Raw genomic sequence first — 17,612 nt, forward strand, 5'->3', positions numbered from 1 at the left:
GGGCCTCGGCCAGATCGCCCTGCCGCGCGCCGGCACTCCGTCCCGCTCCGCGATCCAGCTGGGGTTCACGCGTCCTCGCGCGCCCGCACATAGGTGAACCGGGATTTGAGGCGGATGATCGGCCGTTCGAAATAGCGGAACGACAGACGTGCCGCGCCGATGCTCAGCAGCAGGACGGCGGCTGTCGCACCGGCGTTCACGGGCAGGCTCCGCGTGCTCAGCGCCAGCCATGGCAGCGCCTTGTCGAAGATCAGCACGAAGAGCAGCGAATGGATAACGTAGAGCCCGAACGAGATGCGCCCCAGATAGGTCAGCCATTTCGGAACCGCCTGCGCGTCGATCCCGAGCGTGCCGCAGAAGAAGAGGAGCGTGCCGACCAGCACCAGCAGCCAGCCCGCAAATGCGCCGGCAAAACTCGGCTGGGGGTCCCAGCTGCGCACGTCGAACACTGCCACGGCGACCAGCCAGCAGGCGAAGCCGAGGATGAACGCCCCCCAGCGCATCCACGCGGCCAGCCGCGGCAGCTGCCCGCGCAACCGCACCGCCAGCACGACCCCGGCGGCGAAGAACTGGAACTGGAAAAAGCTGTTCGTCCATTGACCCTGGTCGCCGGGTAACGGGCGCCAGGCATAGATGCCGATGGTGACATAGGCGCCGATCAGCATCAGCGCGGCCGCCGCCATCAATGCGCGGCGTCCCCCCTTCGCGATCAGCACGGGAATGATCAGGTAGAACTGCTCCTCGACGGAAATGCTCCACAGCGGGTCGATCGGTGCGGCGATCCAGCCCTGGATCGTGACGTACCAGTTGCCCGCGAAGAGGCTGAACGCCAGCCATGCCAGCGGGTCGCGCGTGCCGACACCAGGCACTGCGAAATCGAGGATCACAAGGAAATAAAAGGCAGCGAAATAAAGCGGCCAGATACGCAGGATACGGCGGATGTAGAAGGCACCGATATCGACCCCGCCCATCCGGTCGCGCTCGCGCAGCAGCAATTCGGTGATCAGGAAGGCGCTCAGCAGAAAGAAGACCGGCAATCCGAAAGCGCCGATCGTGCCCAGCCGCCATGCCCAGGCATCGGCCACGCGATTTGTCGGGAGATGCGCCATCCGATGCCAGACGAAGGTGAGCAGGAACGCGAAAAAGCGCAGCGCGTCGAGTTCCGGCCGATAATATCGGTCGGCATTCGCGCCGGTTCCGGCGTGCTCGTCCATGTTCGTATCGCGCATCGCATTCCCCCGTCCCGGCGAGGGCTAGCATGCGGCGCGGCCATGACACCGATCGGCATACGTATGTGTCACCGGACCGGCGACGTCCGGGCCGCCATCCGGATGCCGGGCCGGGCGCGCGCTCATTCCGCTCAGGCATGGATGCTATTGCTACGGCCGGGCTGCCGCGCGCGGCCTCGACGGGGCATCTGGAGCTCACGGCACTTTCGCCGCCCCGCCAAAGGATTTGCCCCATGACCGCCATCACCGTTCCGACCCGCGACAGCGTCAGCCCCTCGAACCAGGCGTTGTTCGACGCGCTGCAGGGTCAGCTGGGCTTCGTCCCCAATCTCTATGCGACGCTCGCCCATTCCGAAAATGCGCTCGGCACCTATCTCGCGCTGCAGTCGGCCAAGTCGTCGATCAACGCCAAGGCGCGCGAAGTCGTCAATCTGGTCGTCAGCCAGGTGAACGACTGCGAATATTGCCTCGCCGCGCACACCGCGCTCGGCAAGATGAACGGCTTCACCGACAGCCAGATCCTCGAGATCCGCGCCGGTGGCGCCGGGTTCGACGCCAAGCTCGACGCGCTTGCCAAGCTGACCCGCTCGATCGCGATCAATCGCGGCCATGCCGATCCGGCGCTGGTCGATGCCTTCTTCGCCGCCGGCTGGACCAAGGAAAACCTGGTCGACGTGATCGTCACCATCGGCGACAAGACCGTCACCAACTATCTGCACGCCACCACCCGCGTGCCGGTCGACTTCCCCGCCGCGCCGGCGCTGGATGTCGCGCTCGCCGCCTGAAGACCTTCTCCGGGCCCGGCGTCGCCTTTCCCCCTCGACGCCGGGCCGACCCTTCGGAGCCCCGCCATGGCCCTCTTCCTTTCCTCCCGGAACGTGCGGCATGGCGGGGCTTCCCTTGTCCCTTCGCCCGTCCTGGCCGGCATCGCGGCCGGCGTCACCGCCGCGGTGATCTGGGCGACCTATCTCGTGGCTGCCAAGTCGGGCACCGCGATCGGGCTGTTGCCGCAGGATTTCGTCCTGCTCCGGTTCGGCACCGCCGCGCTCGTCATGCTGCCGTGGCTGCTGCGCAACGATCCGCGCACGCTGGGCGGGGTCGGCTGGCGGCGCGCGATCATCCTCGCCCTGCTCGCCGGCCCGCCCTTCATCCTGCTCGGCACCGGCGGCTATGTCTTCGCGCCGCTCGCGCATGGCGCCGTCATCCAGCCCTCGACCATCACGCTCGCATCGATGTTCGCGGCCGCGCTGCTCCTGAAGGAGCGGCTGACGCGCGACAAGCTGGTCGGCGTCGGCCTGATCGTCGCGGGGCTTGCCGTCATCGCCAGCCACGCCAGCGCCATGGGCGGCGGCCATGTGTGGATCGGCGACCTTCTGTTCATTGCCGCCGGGCTGAGCTGGGCCGGCTTCACCGTCCTGATCAAACGCTGGCAGCTCGGCCCGTTGGCGGTCACCGCCGCGGTATCGACCGTCTCGGCGATCGTCGTCGTGCCCGCGACGCTGGCCTGGGGCGATACCGCCCGGATCACCGCGTTGCCGGCGGGGACGCTGGTCGCGCAACTCGCCGTTCAGGGTCTGCTGTCCGGCGTCCTCGCCGTGATCGCCTTCGGGGTTGCCGTGCGTCACCTCGGCGCGGCGAAGGCCGGGCTGTTCCCCGCGATCGTCCCGGCCGCGACGCTGGTCGTCGGCATCGTCGTCACCGGCGCGGTGCCGACCGTGCCGGAATGGACCGGGGCCGGGCTGGCGACCCTTGGTCTGGTGACCGCAATCGGCCTTTTCCGCCCGCTTTTCACGCACCCGCGTTCGTCAACGCCCGTCGAAGGATAATCACGATGACCGACGATCCCCTGTTCCAGCCGATCCGTTATGGCGCGATCCAGGCCCCCAACCGCATCGTCATGGCCCCGTTGACGCGCACCCGCGCCAACGCCGACGACGCCCCGCACGAATTGCAGCAGACCTATTACACCCAGCGCGCCACCGCCGGGCTGATCGTGTCCGAAGCGACGCACATCTCGCAGCAGGGCAAGGGCTATGCCGGCGCGCCGGGCATTCACAGCCAAACCCAGGTCGATGGCTGGCGCGGCGTCACCGATGCCGTCCATGCGGTCGGCGGGCGGATGATGCTCCAGCTCTGGCATGTCGGCCGGCTGTCGCACCCCTCGCTGCAACCCGGCGGCGGGCTGCCGGTGGCACCCAGTGCTGTCGGACTGGAGGGCCATGCCTTCACTTATGAAGGGCCACAGGATTTCGTCGTCCCGCGCGCGCTCGAACGCGACGAGATCCCCGGCATCATCGAGGATTATCGCCGCGCCGCGATCAATGCCAAGGCGGCCGGATTCGACGGGGTCGAGGTGCACAGCGCCAATGCCTATCTGCTCGACCAGTTCCTGCGCGACGGCACCAATCACCGCACCGACGATTATGGCGGCAGCATCGAGAACCGCACCCGCCTGACGCTTGAGGTCACCGACGCGGTGATCGGCGTGTGGGGCGCGGACCGGGTCGGCATCCGCTTGTCGCCCTCGCTCACCATCAACGGCATGAGCGACAGCGATCCCGCGCCCTTGTTCGGCCATCTCGCCGAACAGCTCGGCAAGCGCGGGCTTGCCTATCTCCACTGCGTGGAGCCCAGCGATCCGCGCGGCGACCCGTTCGACCGGATCGTCGACCCCCAAGTGGTGCGGCGCGCGTTCGGCGGCAATTACATCGCCAATGGCAGCTATACCGGCGATCGCGCCCGCGCCGCGCTGGAAGCGGGCGAGATCGATGCGGCATCGTTCGGCCGCTTGTTCATCGCCAACCCCGACCTGCCCCGTCGCCTGGCCGAGGGGTTGCCGATGAACCCGCTCAACGCCGCGCGCATCTATGGCGGCGGCGCGGACGGCTATATCGACTATCCGTTCGCCGCGTGATCGAACCGGGGGGATCGGCGGCGCGGGTGCGCGGCACCACGGTCGTGCTGGTCGCGCTCGCCATCCTGGCGTTTGCGGGCAATTCACTGCTGGCGCGCGCCGCGCTCGGCACCGGCCAGATCGGCTGGGGCAGCTTCACCGCAATCCGGCTTGCCGCCGGCGCGGCGATCCTGCTGCCTTGGTTGCTGCGTGGCCCGCGCGAACGCCCCAGCTGGCGGGGCGCGCTGGCGTTGCTCGTCTATTGCGGCGCGTTTTCCTTTGCCTATGTCCGCCTGAACGCCGCGACCGGCGCGATGGTCCTGTTTGCCGCGGTCCAGGCCACCATCCTTGTCGCCGGCGCGCTGTCGGGCAATCGGGTTCGGGCCATCGACCTGGCCGGGGTGGCAATGGCCATGACCGGGGTCGTCGTCCTGATCGGCGGCCGTGCGGAAGCCGGGCCGGTGCTGGCAATGCTCGGCATGGTCGTCGCGGGCATTGCGTGGGGGCTCTATTCCGTGCTGGGCCGGTCGGCAGCGGATCCCGCGCGGCGGACGGCGGGTAACTTCCTGGTCGCCGCGCTGGTGGCGGCGCCGTTGCCGCTGCTCGATGCCGGTCCCGCCCCGGCCTTTGGCGGCGTTGCGCTCGCCATCGCCTCGGGCGCATTCGCGTCCGGCCTCGGTTACGTCGCGTGGTATCGTGTGGTCCCGCGCCTGCCCCACGCGACCGTCGGTGCGGCCCAGCTGGCGACGCCGGTCGTCGCGGCGCTCGCCGCCGCGGTGCTGCTCGGCGAGCCGCTGACGGTGCGGCTCGCGGTTGCGGCGGCGCTGATCCTCGGTGGCATCGCGGCGACGCTTCGTCGCGCCTGAGCCCGCCCGGGTCAGGCTTCGCGCATTGCCGCGGTGATGAAATCGGCAAAGGTCCGCGCTTTCGCGCTCGCCAGCCGGCCGGTCGGGAACACCGCCCACAGGTCGATCGGCGGCAATGCCCAGCCGTCCAGCAGGCGCACGACGTGGCCGCTCGCCAGTTCGGGCGCGAACATCCAGTCGGACGCGACCGCGATGCCGATATCGGCGAGCACCGCGGCGCGCAGCCCCTCTGCCGCGGTCACGTGCAGCCGCCCGCCGACCTTGACCGACGCCTCGCCGCCGGCGGCGTTGCGAAAGGTCCAGTGGTGCGTGTCGTAATGCGTGTACACGACCGCATTGTGATCGGCGACATCGGCCGGGCTTTGCGGCGCGCCGGCCCGCGCCAGATAGGCCGGGGTGGCGAGCAGCGACCGCCGGCCCGTCGCGATTTTCCGCGCGGTGGCGGTCGAATCGGGCAGCTCGCCCATGCGCAGCGACACGTCGATCCCTTCCTCGACCATGTCGATCACCCGATCGTCCATGACGACCTCCAGATCGAGTTCGGGATGTTCGCTCAGGAATGCGGGCAGCCGGGGCACCACGTGGATTCGGGCAAAGGTCGTCGCCGCCGAAATGCGCAGCCGTCCGCTCAGGCCCCGCCCGGCCCCGCGCGCGGCGAGTTCGGCCTCGTCGGCTTCCTCCAGCGCGCGGCGGGCGCGTTCGTAGTAACGCTGCCCGGCCTCGGTCGGCGACAGCCCGCGCGTGGTGCGCGTGATCAGCCGGACGCCGAGCCGGTCCTCGAGCTGGGCGATCAGCTTCGACACGGCCGGCTGGCCGACATTGGTCTGTCGCGCCGCCGCCGAGAACGAGCCGGTGTCGACGACGCGGATGAACGTGGTCATTGCCTGGAATCGGTCCATCACCATTCCCCCTTGGAATGAATACTATTGCCCCAACCCGGCTGCCCTGTCGCGCCGCAATCGCGCATCCGTCTTTCACCAAGCCGGCGGATCGCCCGTCGGCACGCCGGCAGGAGCGACGATGATGCTGCGACAGATGGTTCGGGACGCGATGTTCACGCTGCAGGTCACCGGCAGCCTCGCCACCGCGATCATGGTCGCCGCCGCACCGCTCGCGCGCCACGCCTTTCGACGCTGACCTTCGCTTTCGCCTTACCCCAGGGAACCATGACATGACGCTTCAGGACCGCCTCGACGCCTTCAAGGCCGATTTCAAATCCGGCAGGCCGCCGTTCAACGCGCCCGCCCATATCCATCCGATCATGGCGCGTGCGACCGCCGAGCTGATCGCTTCGGGCGCGGCGGGACGCGCCCGCAAGGCGGGCGACCGCGCGCCCGACTTCACGCTTGCCGCACCCGACGGCACAGCGGTGTCGTCGGCCGCGCTGCTGGCGCGCGGCCCGCTGGTCCTCAGCTTCTATCGCGGCGTGTGGTGCCCCTATTGCAACATGGAGTTGCAGGCGCTGCAGGATGCGCTGCCCGCGTTCCAGGCGGCTGGGGCCGGCCTGGTCGCGATTTCGCCGCAGACCCGCGTCAACAGCCGCAAGTCGGTGCGCGAGAATGCGCTTGATTTTCCGATCCTGTCGGACCCGCACAACGACGTCGCCGCCGCGTTCGGCCTGCGTTTCGCGCTGCCCGATTATCTGGTCGATCTCTACAAGTCGCTCGGTAACCAGCTGCCCGCGTTCAACGGCGATGACAGCTGGACGCTGCCGATGCCCGCGCGCTTCGTGATCGGCAGCGACGGGATCATCACCTATGCCGAGGTCAATCCCGACTATACCCGGCGCCCCGAACCCGCCGAAATGCTGCCGGCGATCCGCCGCGCCGCCGCCCCGGCGCTGGCCTGACCCGCATCGGGCGGGGGTGTCAGACCCGCTCGATCACCATCGCGATGCCCTGGCCGACGCCAATGCACATGGTGCACAGCGCCCGGCGGGCACCGCGACGATGTAGTTCCTCGGTCGCGGTCAGCACGAGGCGCGCGCCCGACATGCCGAGCGGATGGCCGAGCGCGATCGCGCCGCCATTGGGGTTCACATGGGCCGCATCGTCCGCGACGCCCAACTGGCGCAGCACCGCCAGCCCCTGTGCGGCAAAGGCTTCGTTCAGTTCGATCACGTCGATGTCGCCGATCGCCAGCCCCAGCCGGTCGAGCAGATTGCGCGATGCCGGCGCCGGGCCGATCCCCATGATGCGCGGCGGCACGCCCGCGACCGCACAGCCCAGGATGCGCGCGCGCGGGGTCAGGGCGTGACGCGCGGCCGCTGCCTCGCTGGCGATGATCAGCGCCGCCGCGCCGTCATTGACGCCCGACGCGTTGCCCGCGGTGACGGTGCCATCGGCGCGCACGATCGGCTTTAACCGGGCGAGCGCCTCCAGGCTGGTTTCGCGCGGATGCTCGTCGCGGTCGACGATCACCGCGTCGCCCTTGCGCTGGGGAATGGTGACGGGGACGATCTCGGCGGCGAGGCGACCCGAGGCTTGCGCGGCGGCGGCGCGGCGCTGGCTTTCGACCGCGAACCGATCCTGGTCCTCACGGCTGACCCCGAACTCGGCGGCGACGTTCTCCGCGGTCTCGGGCATCGAGTCGATCCCGAATTCGGCCTTCATCCGCGCATTGACGAAGCGCCAGCCGATCGTCGTGTCATGGATGTCGGCGCTGCGGGAAAAGGCGCTGTCCGCCTTGCCCATCACGAAGGGCGCGCGGGTCATGCTCTCGACCCCGCCCGCGACGATCAGTTCCCCGTCGCCCGCGCGGATCGTGCGCGCCGCCATCGCGACCGCGTCCATCCCCGATCCGCACAGCCGGTTGATCGTCGTGCCCGGCACATCGGTGCCGACGCCCGCAAGCAACGCGGCCATGCGCGCGACGTTGCGATTGTCCTCCCCCGCCTGGTTGGCGCAGCCCAGGATCACGTCGTCGACCCCGCGCCAGTCGAGCCCCGGATTGCGCGCCGCCAGCGCCGCGATCGGCACCGCGGCCAGATCGTCGGGGCGCACGCCGGCCAGCGCGCCGCCATAGCGCCCGATCGGGGTGCGCACCGCGTCACAGATCAGCGCGTCGGTCATGGTCGAAAGCCCCTTAATATCGATTGCGGTTTCACACCGCCGCCACTGGCGTTTGTCCCCTGACGCAATTAAGGAACGCGCGCAAATGGCGAAGATACAGACCCCGGGCCGTATTCGCGGCACTCAGGACATTTTCGGACCCGAGCAGCGCCGCTTCGCAACGGTGCTCGCCGCGTTCGAGCGCGTGCGCGCGCTTTATTGCTTTCAGCGCGTCGACATTCCGGTGTTCGAATCCACCGCGGTTTTCGCACGCTCGCTGGGCGAGACCACCGATGTCGTGTCGAAGGAAATGTATACCTTCGAGGATCGCGGCGGCGATTCGATCACGCTGCGCCCGGAGTTCACCGCCGGCATTGCGCGCGCCTATCTGACCGAGGGGTGGCAGCAATATGCGCCGCTGAAACTCGCCACGTCGGGCCCGGTGTTCCGCTATGAGCGCCCGCAAAAGGGCCGGTTCCGCCAGTTCCACCAGATCGACGCCGAAGTGATCGGCGCGGCTGAACCCGCCGCCGATGTCGAATTACTGGCGTTCGCCGACCAATTGCTGCGCGAGCTGGGGATCAGCGACGGCGTGACATTGCAGCTCAACACGCTGGGCGACGCCGAAACGCGCGACGCATGGCGCGCGGCTTTGGTTGAGCATTTTCAGAGCCACCGCGCGGACTTGTCGGAGGACAGCCTGGCGCGGCTCGACAAGAACCCGCTGCGCATCCTCGACAGCAAGGACCCGCGCGACCGGCCGATTGCGGACAGCGCGCCCGACATCGACCAGTTCCTGACGGGGGCGGCGTCGGATTTCTTCGGCGCGGTGACGGCGGGACTGGACGCGGCGGGCGTCGCCTGGACCCGCAACGCCCGGCTGGTGCGCGGGCTCGATTACTACCGCCACACCGCGTTCGAGTTCGTCACCGACCGTCTGGGCGCGCAGGGCACGGTGCTGGCCGGCGGGCGCTATGACGGGCTGATCGAGAGCCTGGGGGGCCCGAGCACACCGGGCGTCGGCTGGGCGGCCGGGGTCGAACGGCTGGCGATGCTGATTGCGGAGCCGGAGAGCGCATCAAATGACCTTGTGATCGCGCTCGAGGACGACACGCTGCTGACGATTATGCCGACACTTCTTCGGAAGGTTCGCGATGCGGGTTACTCTGCCGAGGCGGTAACATCGGGGTCTCCCCGCAAGCGGTTCGACAAGGCCGCGCGATTGAACGGACGCATCCTGATCAGCCTTCGGCGTGACGGCGGCAATCCAAGCTACTCGTTCAACACCAAACTGGCCCACGAAGAAGTTGCGCCAATCCGCGCGATCATCGCGGGGATAATGAACGCGCAATGACCCGCATCCCCCCCGACCGCATCGCCGCGATCGAGGCGCGGCGCGATGAGTTGCAGGCGCTGATGGCGACCGGCGACCTGGCGGGCGAACGCTTCGTCGCGGTGTCCAAGGAATATGCCGAGCTGGAGCCGGTCGCGACCGCCGCGGGCGCGGTGCGGCGGCTGCGCGCCGAGGCGCGGTCGCTGGAGGCGATGACGCGCGACGGCGATGAGGAGCTGCGCGCGATGGCGGCCGACGAGCTGCACGCCAACCGCGTCGCGCTGGAGACGGCGGAGCGGCACCTGGCACTCGCGCTGCTGCCGCGCGACGCCGCCGACGAACGCCCCGCGATGCTGGAAATCCGCGCCGGCACCGGCGGCGACGAAGCCGCGCTGTTCGCCGGCGACCTGTTCCGCATGTACCAGCGTTACGCCGACGCCCGCGCCTGGCGGGTCGAGCTGATCTCCGCCAGCGCGTCCGAAGCCGGCGGCTACAAGGAAATCGTCGCATCGGTCACCGGCCAGGGCGTGTTCGCCCGGCTGAAGTTCGAAAGCGGCGTTCACCGCGTCCAGCGCGTGCCGGTCACCGAAAGCGGCGGGCGCATCCACACCAGTGCCGCGACCGTCGCGGTGCTGCCCGAGGCGGAGGATGTCGACGTCCAGATCGACGACAAGGACCTGCGCATCGACGTCTACCGGTCGTCGGGGCCGGGCGGGCAGTCGGTCAACACCACCGATTCGGCGGTGCGCATCACCCATCTGCCGACCGGGCTGGTCGTGATCCAGCAGGACGAGAAGTCGCAGCACAAGAACAAGGCAAAGGCGCTGAAGGTCCTGCGCACCCGCCTGTACGAGGCGGAGCGCGAGCGGCTGGCGAGCGCGCGGGCGGGCGCGCGCAAGTCGATGGTCGGATCGGGCGACCGGTCGGAACGCATCCGCACCTATAATTTCCCCCAGGGCCGTGTGACCGATCACCGCATCAACCTGACGCTGCACCGCCTGCCCGAAATCCTGCAGGGCGAGATGGACGAGCTGCTCGACGCGCTGATCGCCGAGGACGAGGCCGAGCGGCTGGCGCAGCTCGACGCGGCGTGATCCGCGCGGCGCTGAACGCGGCGACGGCGCGGCTGGCATCGGTCAGCGACACACCCCGGCTCGATGCCGAACTGCTGATGGCCCACGCGCTGGGCTGCGCGCGGCAGGATCTGCTGCTGCGCCATCTCGACGCGCCCGAACCCGCGGGCTTTGCCGGGTTGGTCGAGCGTCGACTGGCGCACGAGCCGGTCGCCTATCTGACCGGATCGCGCGATTTCTGGACGATCACGCTGGCCGTCGGGCCGGGCGTGCTGATCCCACGCCCGGACAGCGAAACGCTGATCGAGGCGGCGGTCGACCATTTCGGCGCTGCGGCACCCGCACGCGTGCTCGATCTGGGCACCGGACCCGGGACGCTGCTGCTCGCCGCACTTGCCCAATGGCCCGATGCGGTCGGATTCGGTCGCGACACGTCGGACGTCGCATTGGACTATGCGCGCCGTAACGCGGCGATGCTGGGGATGTCTGGCCGCGCCCGCTTCGGCTGGGGCGACTGGGCGGAGGGCATTGACGACCGGTTCGACCTCGTGCTCGCCAACCCGCCCTATATCGGGGTGGACGAGCCGCTGCCCGATCAGGTCCGCGCGCACGAGCCGCCCGAGGCGCTGTTCGCGGGACCGGACGGGCTCGATGCCTATCGGCGGATCGTCCCCGAACTGCCGCACCTGATCGCGCCCGGCGGGATGGCCGCGCTCGAGATCGGACATTGCCAGGCGGACGCGGTGACCGCGCTGGTGCGCGCGACGGGGCTGGCGACCGCGCTGCGCCACGACCTGGCCGGGCGACCGCGCGCGGTGATCGTGCGTTGAAACGGTTGCGGCCAATACCATATTTCACTTGGCGATCGGTGCGCGCCCGGCTAGAGCAGGGGCGGGGCTAACGAGTTTCGACCACGCCGGCTGTCGGCGGTTGAACGAAATGATCGCCGCTCCACCCCACGTCATGACAGTCGCTGCAGTCCGGCGGCCATGGCTAGCGGATCGCGTCGGCTCGCCGCCGCGTCTCGTGACGAACCACGCAATCCTGGATCGAGTGGATCAGCGAACAGGCTTTAGGACAGGACCAGATTATCTTGATGAACAATCGTCAGGCCGGCCGCCGTCGCGGTCGTGGCGGGCAACGCTCGCAGGGTGGCGGGAACCCCAATCGTCCCGACAACGGCAACCGCATCGACAATCGTGCCCGGGGCAACGCCGCGCAGTTGCTGGAAAAATACAAGAATCTGGCGCGCGATGCACAGATGCAGGGCGACCGGGTCAACGCCGAATATTATCTCCAGTTCGCCGATCACTATTTCCGCGTGCTCAACGAATCGCGCTCGCGCTTCGAGGAAAATCGTCGTGGCCGCGAGGAGCGCGACGACAATTCGTCCTTCGACGATGAGGATGACGACATCGAATTCGACGGCGACGGTCAGGATGAGGAGCGCGAATCGTCGCGGCAGCCCGCGCGCGCGCAACGCGCCGAACGCCAGCCGCGTGAGGAGCGCCAAGCGCGCGAGGATCGTCCGGTGCGCGAGGATCGTCCCGCCCGCTTCAACGGCAATGGCGCAGGTCACGGCGTCGATGAGGGCGCACGGGCCGAAGCTCCCGCCGCCGGTGATGCCGAAGCGCCGCGCCGCGGCCGTCGCCCCCGCCGCGAAATGCCGGCGGTCGAGATGAGCGATGCGGCACCGGCCGGGATCGAAGCCGACCGGCTGCCGCCCTCGCTCGGCGCGGAGCCCGTCGATGCGCGCGCCGACGATGCGGACGAGGCCAAGCCGCGTCGCCGCCGCCGCACGCGCACTGCGGAGGAAGACGCGGTCGCCTGAACCCTGGTCCGCTTGATTCAATCGCGTAACGGCCGGTGCCCCCTGGGCATCGGCCGTTGTCGTTCCAGCCGCGCGCCAGTCATGTTGCCGCAATGATTTCCGTGGCATGTGGCGATCCGACCCGCCATCCTGGCGGCGGGTGCAAAAGGAGGATGGCGATGCGGCAGCGGGTTTCGACGGTGATCTGGATGGTTGCCGGATGCATCGCCGCGGCGGGCGCGGCGGGCGCGCAGCAGCTTCCCGGCAATGGCGCGCCGATCGACAAGGGCGCGCAGGGTGACGTTGCGGTCACCATCTACAACAATGATCTCGCGCTGATTCAGGACCGGCGACAGCTCAACCTGCCGCGCGGCGTCTCCGCCCAGGAGTTCGCCGATGTCTCCGCCGCGATTCGCCCGGAAACCGTGACCTTCGCCGCCGACGGCGTCAGCATCGTCGAACAGAATTTCGATTACGACCTGCTCAGCCCGCAGCGCCTGCTGCAAAAGGCGGTCGGGCAGGACGTGACGCTGGTGCGCACCAATCCCGCGACGGGCGCGGAAACCAGCGAAACCGCGCGTGTGCTCGCCAATAATGGCGGCATCGTCGTTCAGATCGGCCGCCGGATCGAAGTGCTCAATCCCGGCCAGCAGCGCATCGTCTTCCCCGCGCTGCCCGCCGGCCTGCGTGCGCGCCCGACCCTGTCGGTGACGCTCGACGCCGACAGCGCGGGCACGCGGCCCGGCACGCTGACCTATCTCTCGCGCGGCTTTGGCTGGAAGGCCGATTATGTCGCGCTGTTCGATGAACAGGCGGGCAAGATCGACGTCCAGGGCTGGGTGACGCTGACCAACAACAGCGGCACCAGCTTTGTCGATGCCAGGACGCTGCTCGTTGCCGGCGCGGTCGGCGAGGCGCAACCGGTGCGGCGCTATTCGCGTCCGGCATCCCCGCCGCCGCCGCCGCCCGGCAACCGGCCGGGCACCGAAACCGCTGATCGCGAGCGGCTGGGCGACTTCTACGTCTATCCGATCGCCGGGCGCACGACGATCGCGCAGGCGCAGCAGAAACAGGTCAGCTTCCTCGACGTCGCCGGCGCGCCCGCGGCCAAGGCCTATTATTTCCGCAACGACTGGCTGGGCAGCAGCGACGACGCGCGCAGCGTCGACACGGTGCTGCGCTTTTCCACCTCGCGCCAGGGGGGGCTGGGCGATGCGCTGCCCGCCGGTACGGTTCGCGTCTATATGCGCGACCAGCGCGGCGCGCCGCAGTTCATCGGCGAGAACGGCATCGGCCACACCCCGATGGGATCGGCGCTGGCGCTCAAGACCGGCGAGGCGTTCGACGTGAAGGTCAAGCCCACCGTCGAAACGCGCGAGCGGATCGGGCGCGACCGCTGGCGCACGACGATGCGCTACACGCTGACCAATGCGCGCGCGCAGGCGTCGGTGGTCGAGCTCGAACAGGCGGGGCTCGACAGCTATTGGGACGACAGCCGCATCCTGAGCGAAAGCCAGAAGAGCGAACGCGTCGATGCCGACCGCGTGCGCTGGCGCGTCGAGGTGCCCGCCAATGGCGAGGCGAGCGTGACCGCGACCTTCGACACGCGCTACTGACCGGCCGGCGGTGATGCGGCGTATCCTGGCGATGGCGGCGCTGGTCGCCACCGTGCTGCCCGCGGCGGCGCAGCAGGTGATGACCTCGCCCGCGCCGGAGGGCGTGCAGGTGACCGTCTATCGTGCGCCCGACCGAGGTGCGGACCAGCCGATTGACGCAAACTGGCTGGCCGGTTACGCGCTGATCACCGAACGCCGCACGATCGACCTGCCCGCCGGGCGCGCAGTGGTGCGTTTCGAAGGGGTGGCGGGCGGCATGTTCGCCGAAAGCGCGATCCTGACCGGGTTGCCTGGCGGGGTGCGCGAAAAGAATCTCGATGCCGACCTGTTGTCGCCGCGCAGCCTCTATGCCCGCGCGCTCGGCCGGCCGGTGACGATCCGGCGCACACATCTGAAATCGGGCCGGGTGGTCGAGGAGCCGGCGATCATCCGGTCGGGGCCGGACGGCGCGGCGATCGTCCAGACGCGCGACGGCTTTTTCGCCGCGGACTGCGGGCCGACCGACGACGACATCGTCTATGACGGCGTGCCGCCGGGCCTGTCCGCGCGCCCGACCCTGTCGGTGGAACTCGACTCGCCCATGGCACAGCGCGTGACGATCGGCCTGTCCTATCTCGCCTGGGGGTTCGACTGGCAGGCGGATTATGTCGCGACCCTCGCCCCCGATGGCCGCAGCCTCGACCTCACCGCCTGGGTGACGCTGGCGAGCGGCGATCCGACCAGCTTCGTGGCCGCCGAGACCGGCGTGGTCGCGGGTCGGGTGAACCGCGAGGATCGTCGCCCCTATCGCGACGCCGCCGCCGCGCCCCTGCAGATCACCTGCGGCGTGGCGCCGCCGCCCCCGCCTCCGCCGCCGTCGCCGCCTCTGCCGCTGCCAGTCGCGGCGCCGCCGATCGCCGATTATGCGCAGGAAATCGTCGTCACGGCCAACCGGGTGAGCCGTAAGGTGGTTCAGGAGGAGCTGGGCGACCTCAAATTCTATCGGGTCCCCTTCGCCACGACCGTCGCCGCCAACGCGCAGAAGCAGGTCGCGCTGCTGGAAAAGTCGGCGGTGCCGGTCGAACGCTATGTCGCGATTGACGTGTTCGGCGGTGGCGCATCCGCACCGATGACGATGCTGCGCGTGCAGAATCGCACCGACCGGGGACTTGGCGTCGCGCTGCCCGCCGGTCAGGTCGCGGTGTTCGCGACCGAGGGCACGCGCCGGCTGCTGCTGGGGCAGGGAAGCGTCGAGGACAAGGCGGTGGGCGAACCCGTCGAGATCGGCGTCGCCCCGGCGACGCAGGTGACACAGGAGGTCGAGGCGGTGAGGTCGGACGGCGACTGGACCGACCATCGCCTGACCCTGCGCAATGCGACGCCCGATCCGGTCCGGGTCGAAGCCCGTTTTCGGATTGGGGACAGCAATCTGTCCCGGACGTCGGCCCCGCTCGGGCGCAAGGATGGCGATGCCATCTGGATCGTCGAGGTGCCCGGCAACGCGACTCGCGCGCTCAGCTATCGCGTCACCGCACGCTGACCATCAGACCGCACGTCGGCATTCGGGGGCACGCTTACCCATTTCCCCGTCACCCCGGGCTTGACCCGGGGCCCCGCTGCTTCTCGCGTCAGAGCAGGCAGGGAGACCCCGGATCAAGTCCGGGGTGACGCGGAATGCGAGACGAGCAATGATGCGTCGCTTATTGGATCAACTTCCCAGCATCGCCAGCCGCGCGGGCAGCTCGGCCAGGATCGCGCGCCGCGCCGCCGGGTCGGACCGTACCCAGCCCGCGATCTCGGTCAGCGTGCGGCCACAGCCGGCGCACCATCCGGTCGCGTCGTCGATGCGGCAGACGTTGATACAGGGACTGGCGACGAAATCCCGGGAGTCCGGCTGGGGGACCATGCCAACGTTCAGCGCGCGAGCGTCACGTCCAGGAACGCCGGCACCGGGCCGTTCCAGCCTTCGTCGGGTCCGTCGACCCGATTGGCCTCGCGGCGGATGTCGCGACGTGGCGACTTGTCGGCGGTGCGTTCGGCCTCGGGCGCGCTGAACGGTGCCGGGCGACGGGACGGCGCGGGCGGTGCCGGCGCGGCCACCACCACTTCGGATGCGGTTTCGCGCGGCTCGACCGCCTTGTCCTTGCCCCGTCCCTTGCTGCCGCGCGTCCGGCGCTTGGCCGGCTTGTCTTCGGCATCCTCGACCGCGGGCGCTGGCGCATCGCTGGTATCGCGCCCGGTCAGCGCGCTGAACTTGACGCGCTCGATCTGCTGGCCGGTCAGCTTCTCGATATTGGCGATGTTCTCGGCATCGTCGCTGGTGACGAAGGTATAGGCGGTGCCGGTCGCGCCCGCGCGGCCGGTGCGGCCGATGCGATGGACGTAATCGTCGGGATGCCACGGCGCGTCATAGTTGAAGACGTGACTCACGCCCTTGATGTCGAGCCCGCGCGCGGCGACGTCGGAGGCGACCAGGATGTTGACGTCACCTTTCTTGAACCGGTCGAGCTCGGCGAGCCGTGCCGACTGGTCCATGTCGCCGTGGATTTCCGCCGATCGGAACCCCTGGCGCTGCAACGCCTTGTTGAGCTCGCGCACCATCGTCTTGCGGTTGCAGAAGATGATCGCGGTGCGGACGTCCTCCTCGCGGAGCAGGTGGCGCAGCACGTCCTTCTTCTGGTCGGCCTTCACCGGCACGACGCGCTGGGCGATGTTGAGGTTGGTCGATGCCGGGCGCGACACCTCGATCGTCTTGGGGTTGTCGAGGAATTTGTCGGCCAGCTTCTTGATCGGCGGCGGCATCGTCGCGGAAAACAGCAGCGTCTGGCGCTGCTTGGGCAGCTTGGTGCAGATTTCCTCGATATCGGGGATGAACCCCATGTCGAGCATCCGGTCGGCCTCGTCGATCACCAGCAGCGAACATCCGGTCAGCAGGATGTTGCCGCGCCCGAACAGGTCCATCAGCCGCCCCGGCGTGGCGATCAGCACGTCGACGCCCTTTTCCAGCGCCTTGACCTGATCGCCCATCGACACGCCGCCGATCAGCAGCGCCATCGAAAGCTTGTGATACTTGCCGTACTTCTCGAAATTCTCGGCGACCTGCGCGGCAAGTTCGCGCGTCGGCTCGAGGATCAGCGAGCGCGGCATCCGCGCGCGGCTGCGGCCATGCGCGAGGATGTCGATCATCGGCAGCACGAAGCTGGCGGTCTTGCCGGTGCCGGTCTGGGCGATGCCGATCAGGTCGCGCATCATCAGCACGGACGGGATCGCGCTCGCCTGAATCGGGGTCGGCTCGCTATAGCCGGATTCGGTTACAGCCCGCAGCAGTTCGTCGGAGAGGCCGAGATCGGCAAAGGTCATGGAGTTTCCGGGGAACGGGCGTCCGGTATTGGGCCTGCGTTCAGCCCCCGGCGCTCGCGGATTTGGCCGCATTTGTCAAGCGCGCGGCCTCCGACGAACCCGGTCGGCGGGCGCAGTTTCAGCGTCCCGGCACCAGCGCGCGCAGCGCGGTGATGCGACACTGGCCGCCCGAACGCGACCGGATCGTGTCGCGCTGGGCACAGATCTGTCCGTCGCTCGTGCCCTTCAGATAGACGCCCGAGTAGAAATCGAGCGCCGGGCATTCGCTTTCCAGCCGCGCGCGCAGCCGGCTGCCGCCGGTCAGCAACAGGTCGATGCTGCCGCTCTGTGAAATCGTTGCCGCCGCCAACCGCGCGAGCGGCACGCATTTGGCCGACCGCTGCTCGACCCAGTTCATCGGCGG

16 protein-coding genes and 1 pseudogene are annotated in these 17,612 nt (G+C 69.1%); 11 read left to right on the top strand and 6 right to left on the bottom strand.

Annotated elements, in window-relative coordinates:
• Positions 1-65 precede the first annotated feature (65 nt).
• Positions 66-1,229: an acyltransferase family protein gene (locus tag AX709_RS05785; protein ID WP_066547794.1), complete on the bottom strand. Its 1,164-nt coding sequence runs from the start codon at positions 1,227-1,229 to the stop codon at positions 66-68.
• A 233-nt stretch (positions 1,230-1,462) separates the two neighbouring features.
• On the opposite strand from AX709_RS05785, the gene AX709_RS05790 reads away from it, so the two are divergent.
• The 4 genes from AX709_RS05790 to AX709_RS05805 all read left to right on the top strand — a co-directional run bounded on the left by AX709_RS05790 (position 1,463) and on the right by AX709_RS05805 (position 4,988).
• Complete coding sequence (locus tag AX709_RS05790) at positions 1,463-2,014, top strand: carboxymuconolactone decarboxylase family protein (RefSeq protein WP_066547795.1); 552 nt, start codon at positions 1,463-1,465, stop codon at positions 2,012-2,014.
• 66 nt (positions 2,015-2,080) lie between these two features.
• A complete protein-coding gene (locus AX709_RS05795; RefSeq protein WP_066547796.1) occupies positions 2,081-3,055 on the top strand; it encodes a DMT family transporter in 975 nt (324 codons plus the stop codon).
• Between the two features lie 5 nt (positions 3,056-3,060).
• Positions 3,061-4,143, top strand: coding sequence for an alkene reductase (locus AX709_RS05800; RefSeq protein WP_066547799.1), 1,083 nt, complete (start codon positions 3,061-3,063; stop codon positions 4,141-4,143).
• Entirely contained in the window at positions 4,140-4,988 is an 849-nt protein-coding gene (locus tag AX709_RS05805) for a DMT family transporter (RefSeq protein ID WP_197418932.1), read from the top strand. The genes AX709_RS05800 and AX709_RS05805 overlap by 4 nt, the downstream gene beginning before the upstream one ends.
• A gap of 11 nt (positions 4,989-4,999) precedes the next feature.
• Here the strand turns inward: AX709_RS05805 and AX709_RS05810 are convergent, their stop codons facing one another.
• The gene (locus tag AX709_RS05810; protein WP_066547829.1) at positions 5,000-5,887 is read right to left on the bottom strand and encodes a LysR family transcriptional regulator; all 888 of its coding nucleotides are present in this window, start codon (positions 5,885-5,887) and stop codon (positions 5,000-5,002) included.
• 272 nt (positions 5,888-6,159) lie between these two features.
• Here AX709_RS05810 and AX709_RS05815 point away from each other — a divergent pair, with 272 nt between their 5' ends.
• On the top strand, positions 6,160-6,837 hold the full coding sequence (locus AX709_RS05815) for a peroxiredoxin-like family protein (RefSeq protein ID WP_066547802.1): 678 nt from the start codon (positions 6,160-6,162) through the stop codon (positions 6,835-6,837).
• Positions 6,838-6,856: 19 nt separating this feature from the next.
• On the opposite strand, the gene pcaF is transcribed toward AX709_RS05815, so the two are convergent.
• Positions 6,857-8,059 (bottom strand): 3-oxoadipyl-CoA thiolase, encoded by a 1,203-nt coding sequence (gene pcaF, locus AX709_RS05820; RefSeq protein ID WP_066547805.1) that lies wholly within the window; start codon positions 8,057-8,059, stop codon positions 6,857-6,859.
• A gap of 85 nt (positions 8,060-8,144) precedes the next feature.
• On the opposite strand from pcaF, the gene hisS reads away from it, so the two are divergent.
• The 6 genes from hisS to AX709_RS05850 all read left to right on the top strand — a co-directional run bounded on the left by hisS (position 8,145) and on the right by AX709_RS05850 (position 15,389).
• The gene (hisS, locus tag AX709_RS05825) at positions 8,145-9,392 is read left to right on the top strand and encodes a histidine--tRNA ligase (protein ID WP_066547806.1); all 1,248 of its coding nucleotides are present in this window, start codon (positions 8,145-8,147) and stop codon (positions 9,390-9,392) included.
• Entirely contained in the window at positions 9,389-10,465 is a 1,077-nt protein-coding gene (gene prfA, locus AX709_RS05830) for a peptide chain release factor 1 (RefSeq protein WP_066477127.1), read from the top strand. Before hisS ends, prfA begins: the two co-directional genes overlap by 4 nt.
• Positions 10,465-11,274, top strand: coding sequence for a peptide chain release factor N(5)-glutamine methyltransferase (prmC, locus tag AX709_RS05835; RefSeq protein ID WP_066547833.1), 810 nt, complete (start codon positions 10,465-10,467; stop codon positions 11,272-11,274). The genes prfA and prmC overlap by 1 nt, the downstream gene beginning before the upstream one ends.
• A 266-nt stretch (positions 11,275-11,540) precedes the next feature.
• Positions 11,541-12,275, top strand: coding sequence for a DUF4167 domain-containing protein (locus AX709_RS05840; RefSeq protein ID WP_443026158.1), 735 nt, complete (start codon positions 11,541-11,543; stop codon positions 12,273-12,275).
• Positions 12,276-12,433: 158 nt separating this feature from the next.
• Positions 12,434-13,870 (top strand): DUF4139 domain-containing protein, encoded by a 1,437-nt coding sequence (locus AX709_RS05845; RefSeq protein WP_231727437.1) that lies wholly within the window; start codon positions 12,434-12,436, stop codon positions 13,868-13,870.
• Between the two features lie 13 nt (positions 13,871-13,883).
• Entirely contained in the window at positions 13,884-15,389 is a 1,506-nt protein-coding gene (locus AX709_RS05850) for a DUF4139 domain-containing protein (protein WP_066547816.1), read from the top strand.
• Positions 15,390-15,557: 168 nt separating this feature from the next.
• Here AX709_RS05850 and AX709_RS05855 read toward each other — a convergent pair whose 3' ends face one another.
• The 3 genes and pseudogenes from AX709_RS05855 to AX709_RS18860 all read right to left on the bottom strand — a co-directional run.
• Entirely contained in the window at positions 15,558-15,755 is a 198-nt protein-coding gene (locus tag AX709_RS05855; protein WP_066547817.1) for a DUF1289 domain-containing protein, read from the bottom strand.
• Between the two features lie 8 nt (positions 15,756-15,763).
• Positions 15,764-17,209, bottom strand: a complete 1,446-nt coding sequence (locus AX709_RS05860) for a DEAD/DEAH box helicase (protein WP_066547818.1) — start codon at positions 17,207-17,209, stop codon at positions 15,764-15,766.
• Between the two features lie 118 nt (positions 17,210-17,327).
• Positions 17,328-17,612, bottom strand: a pseudogene (locus tag AX709_RS18860) (hypothetical protein); the annotation flags it as partial.

The organism is Sphingomonas sp. CCH15-F11 (assembly GCF_001557005.1).
Lineage (GTDB): Bacteria > Pseudomonadota > Alphaproteobacteria > Sphingomonadales > Sphingomonadaceae > Sphingomonas.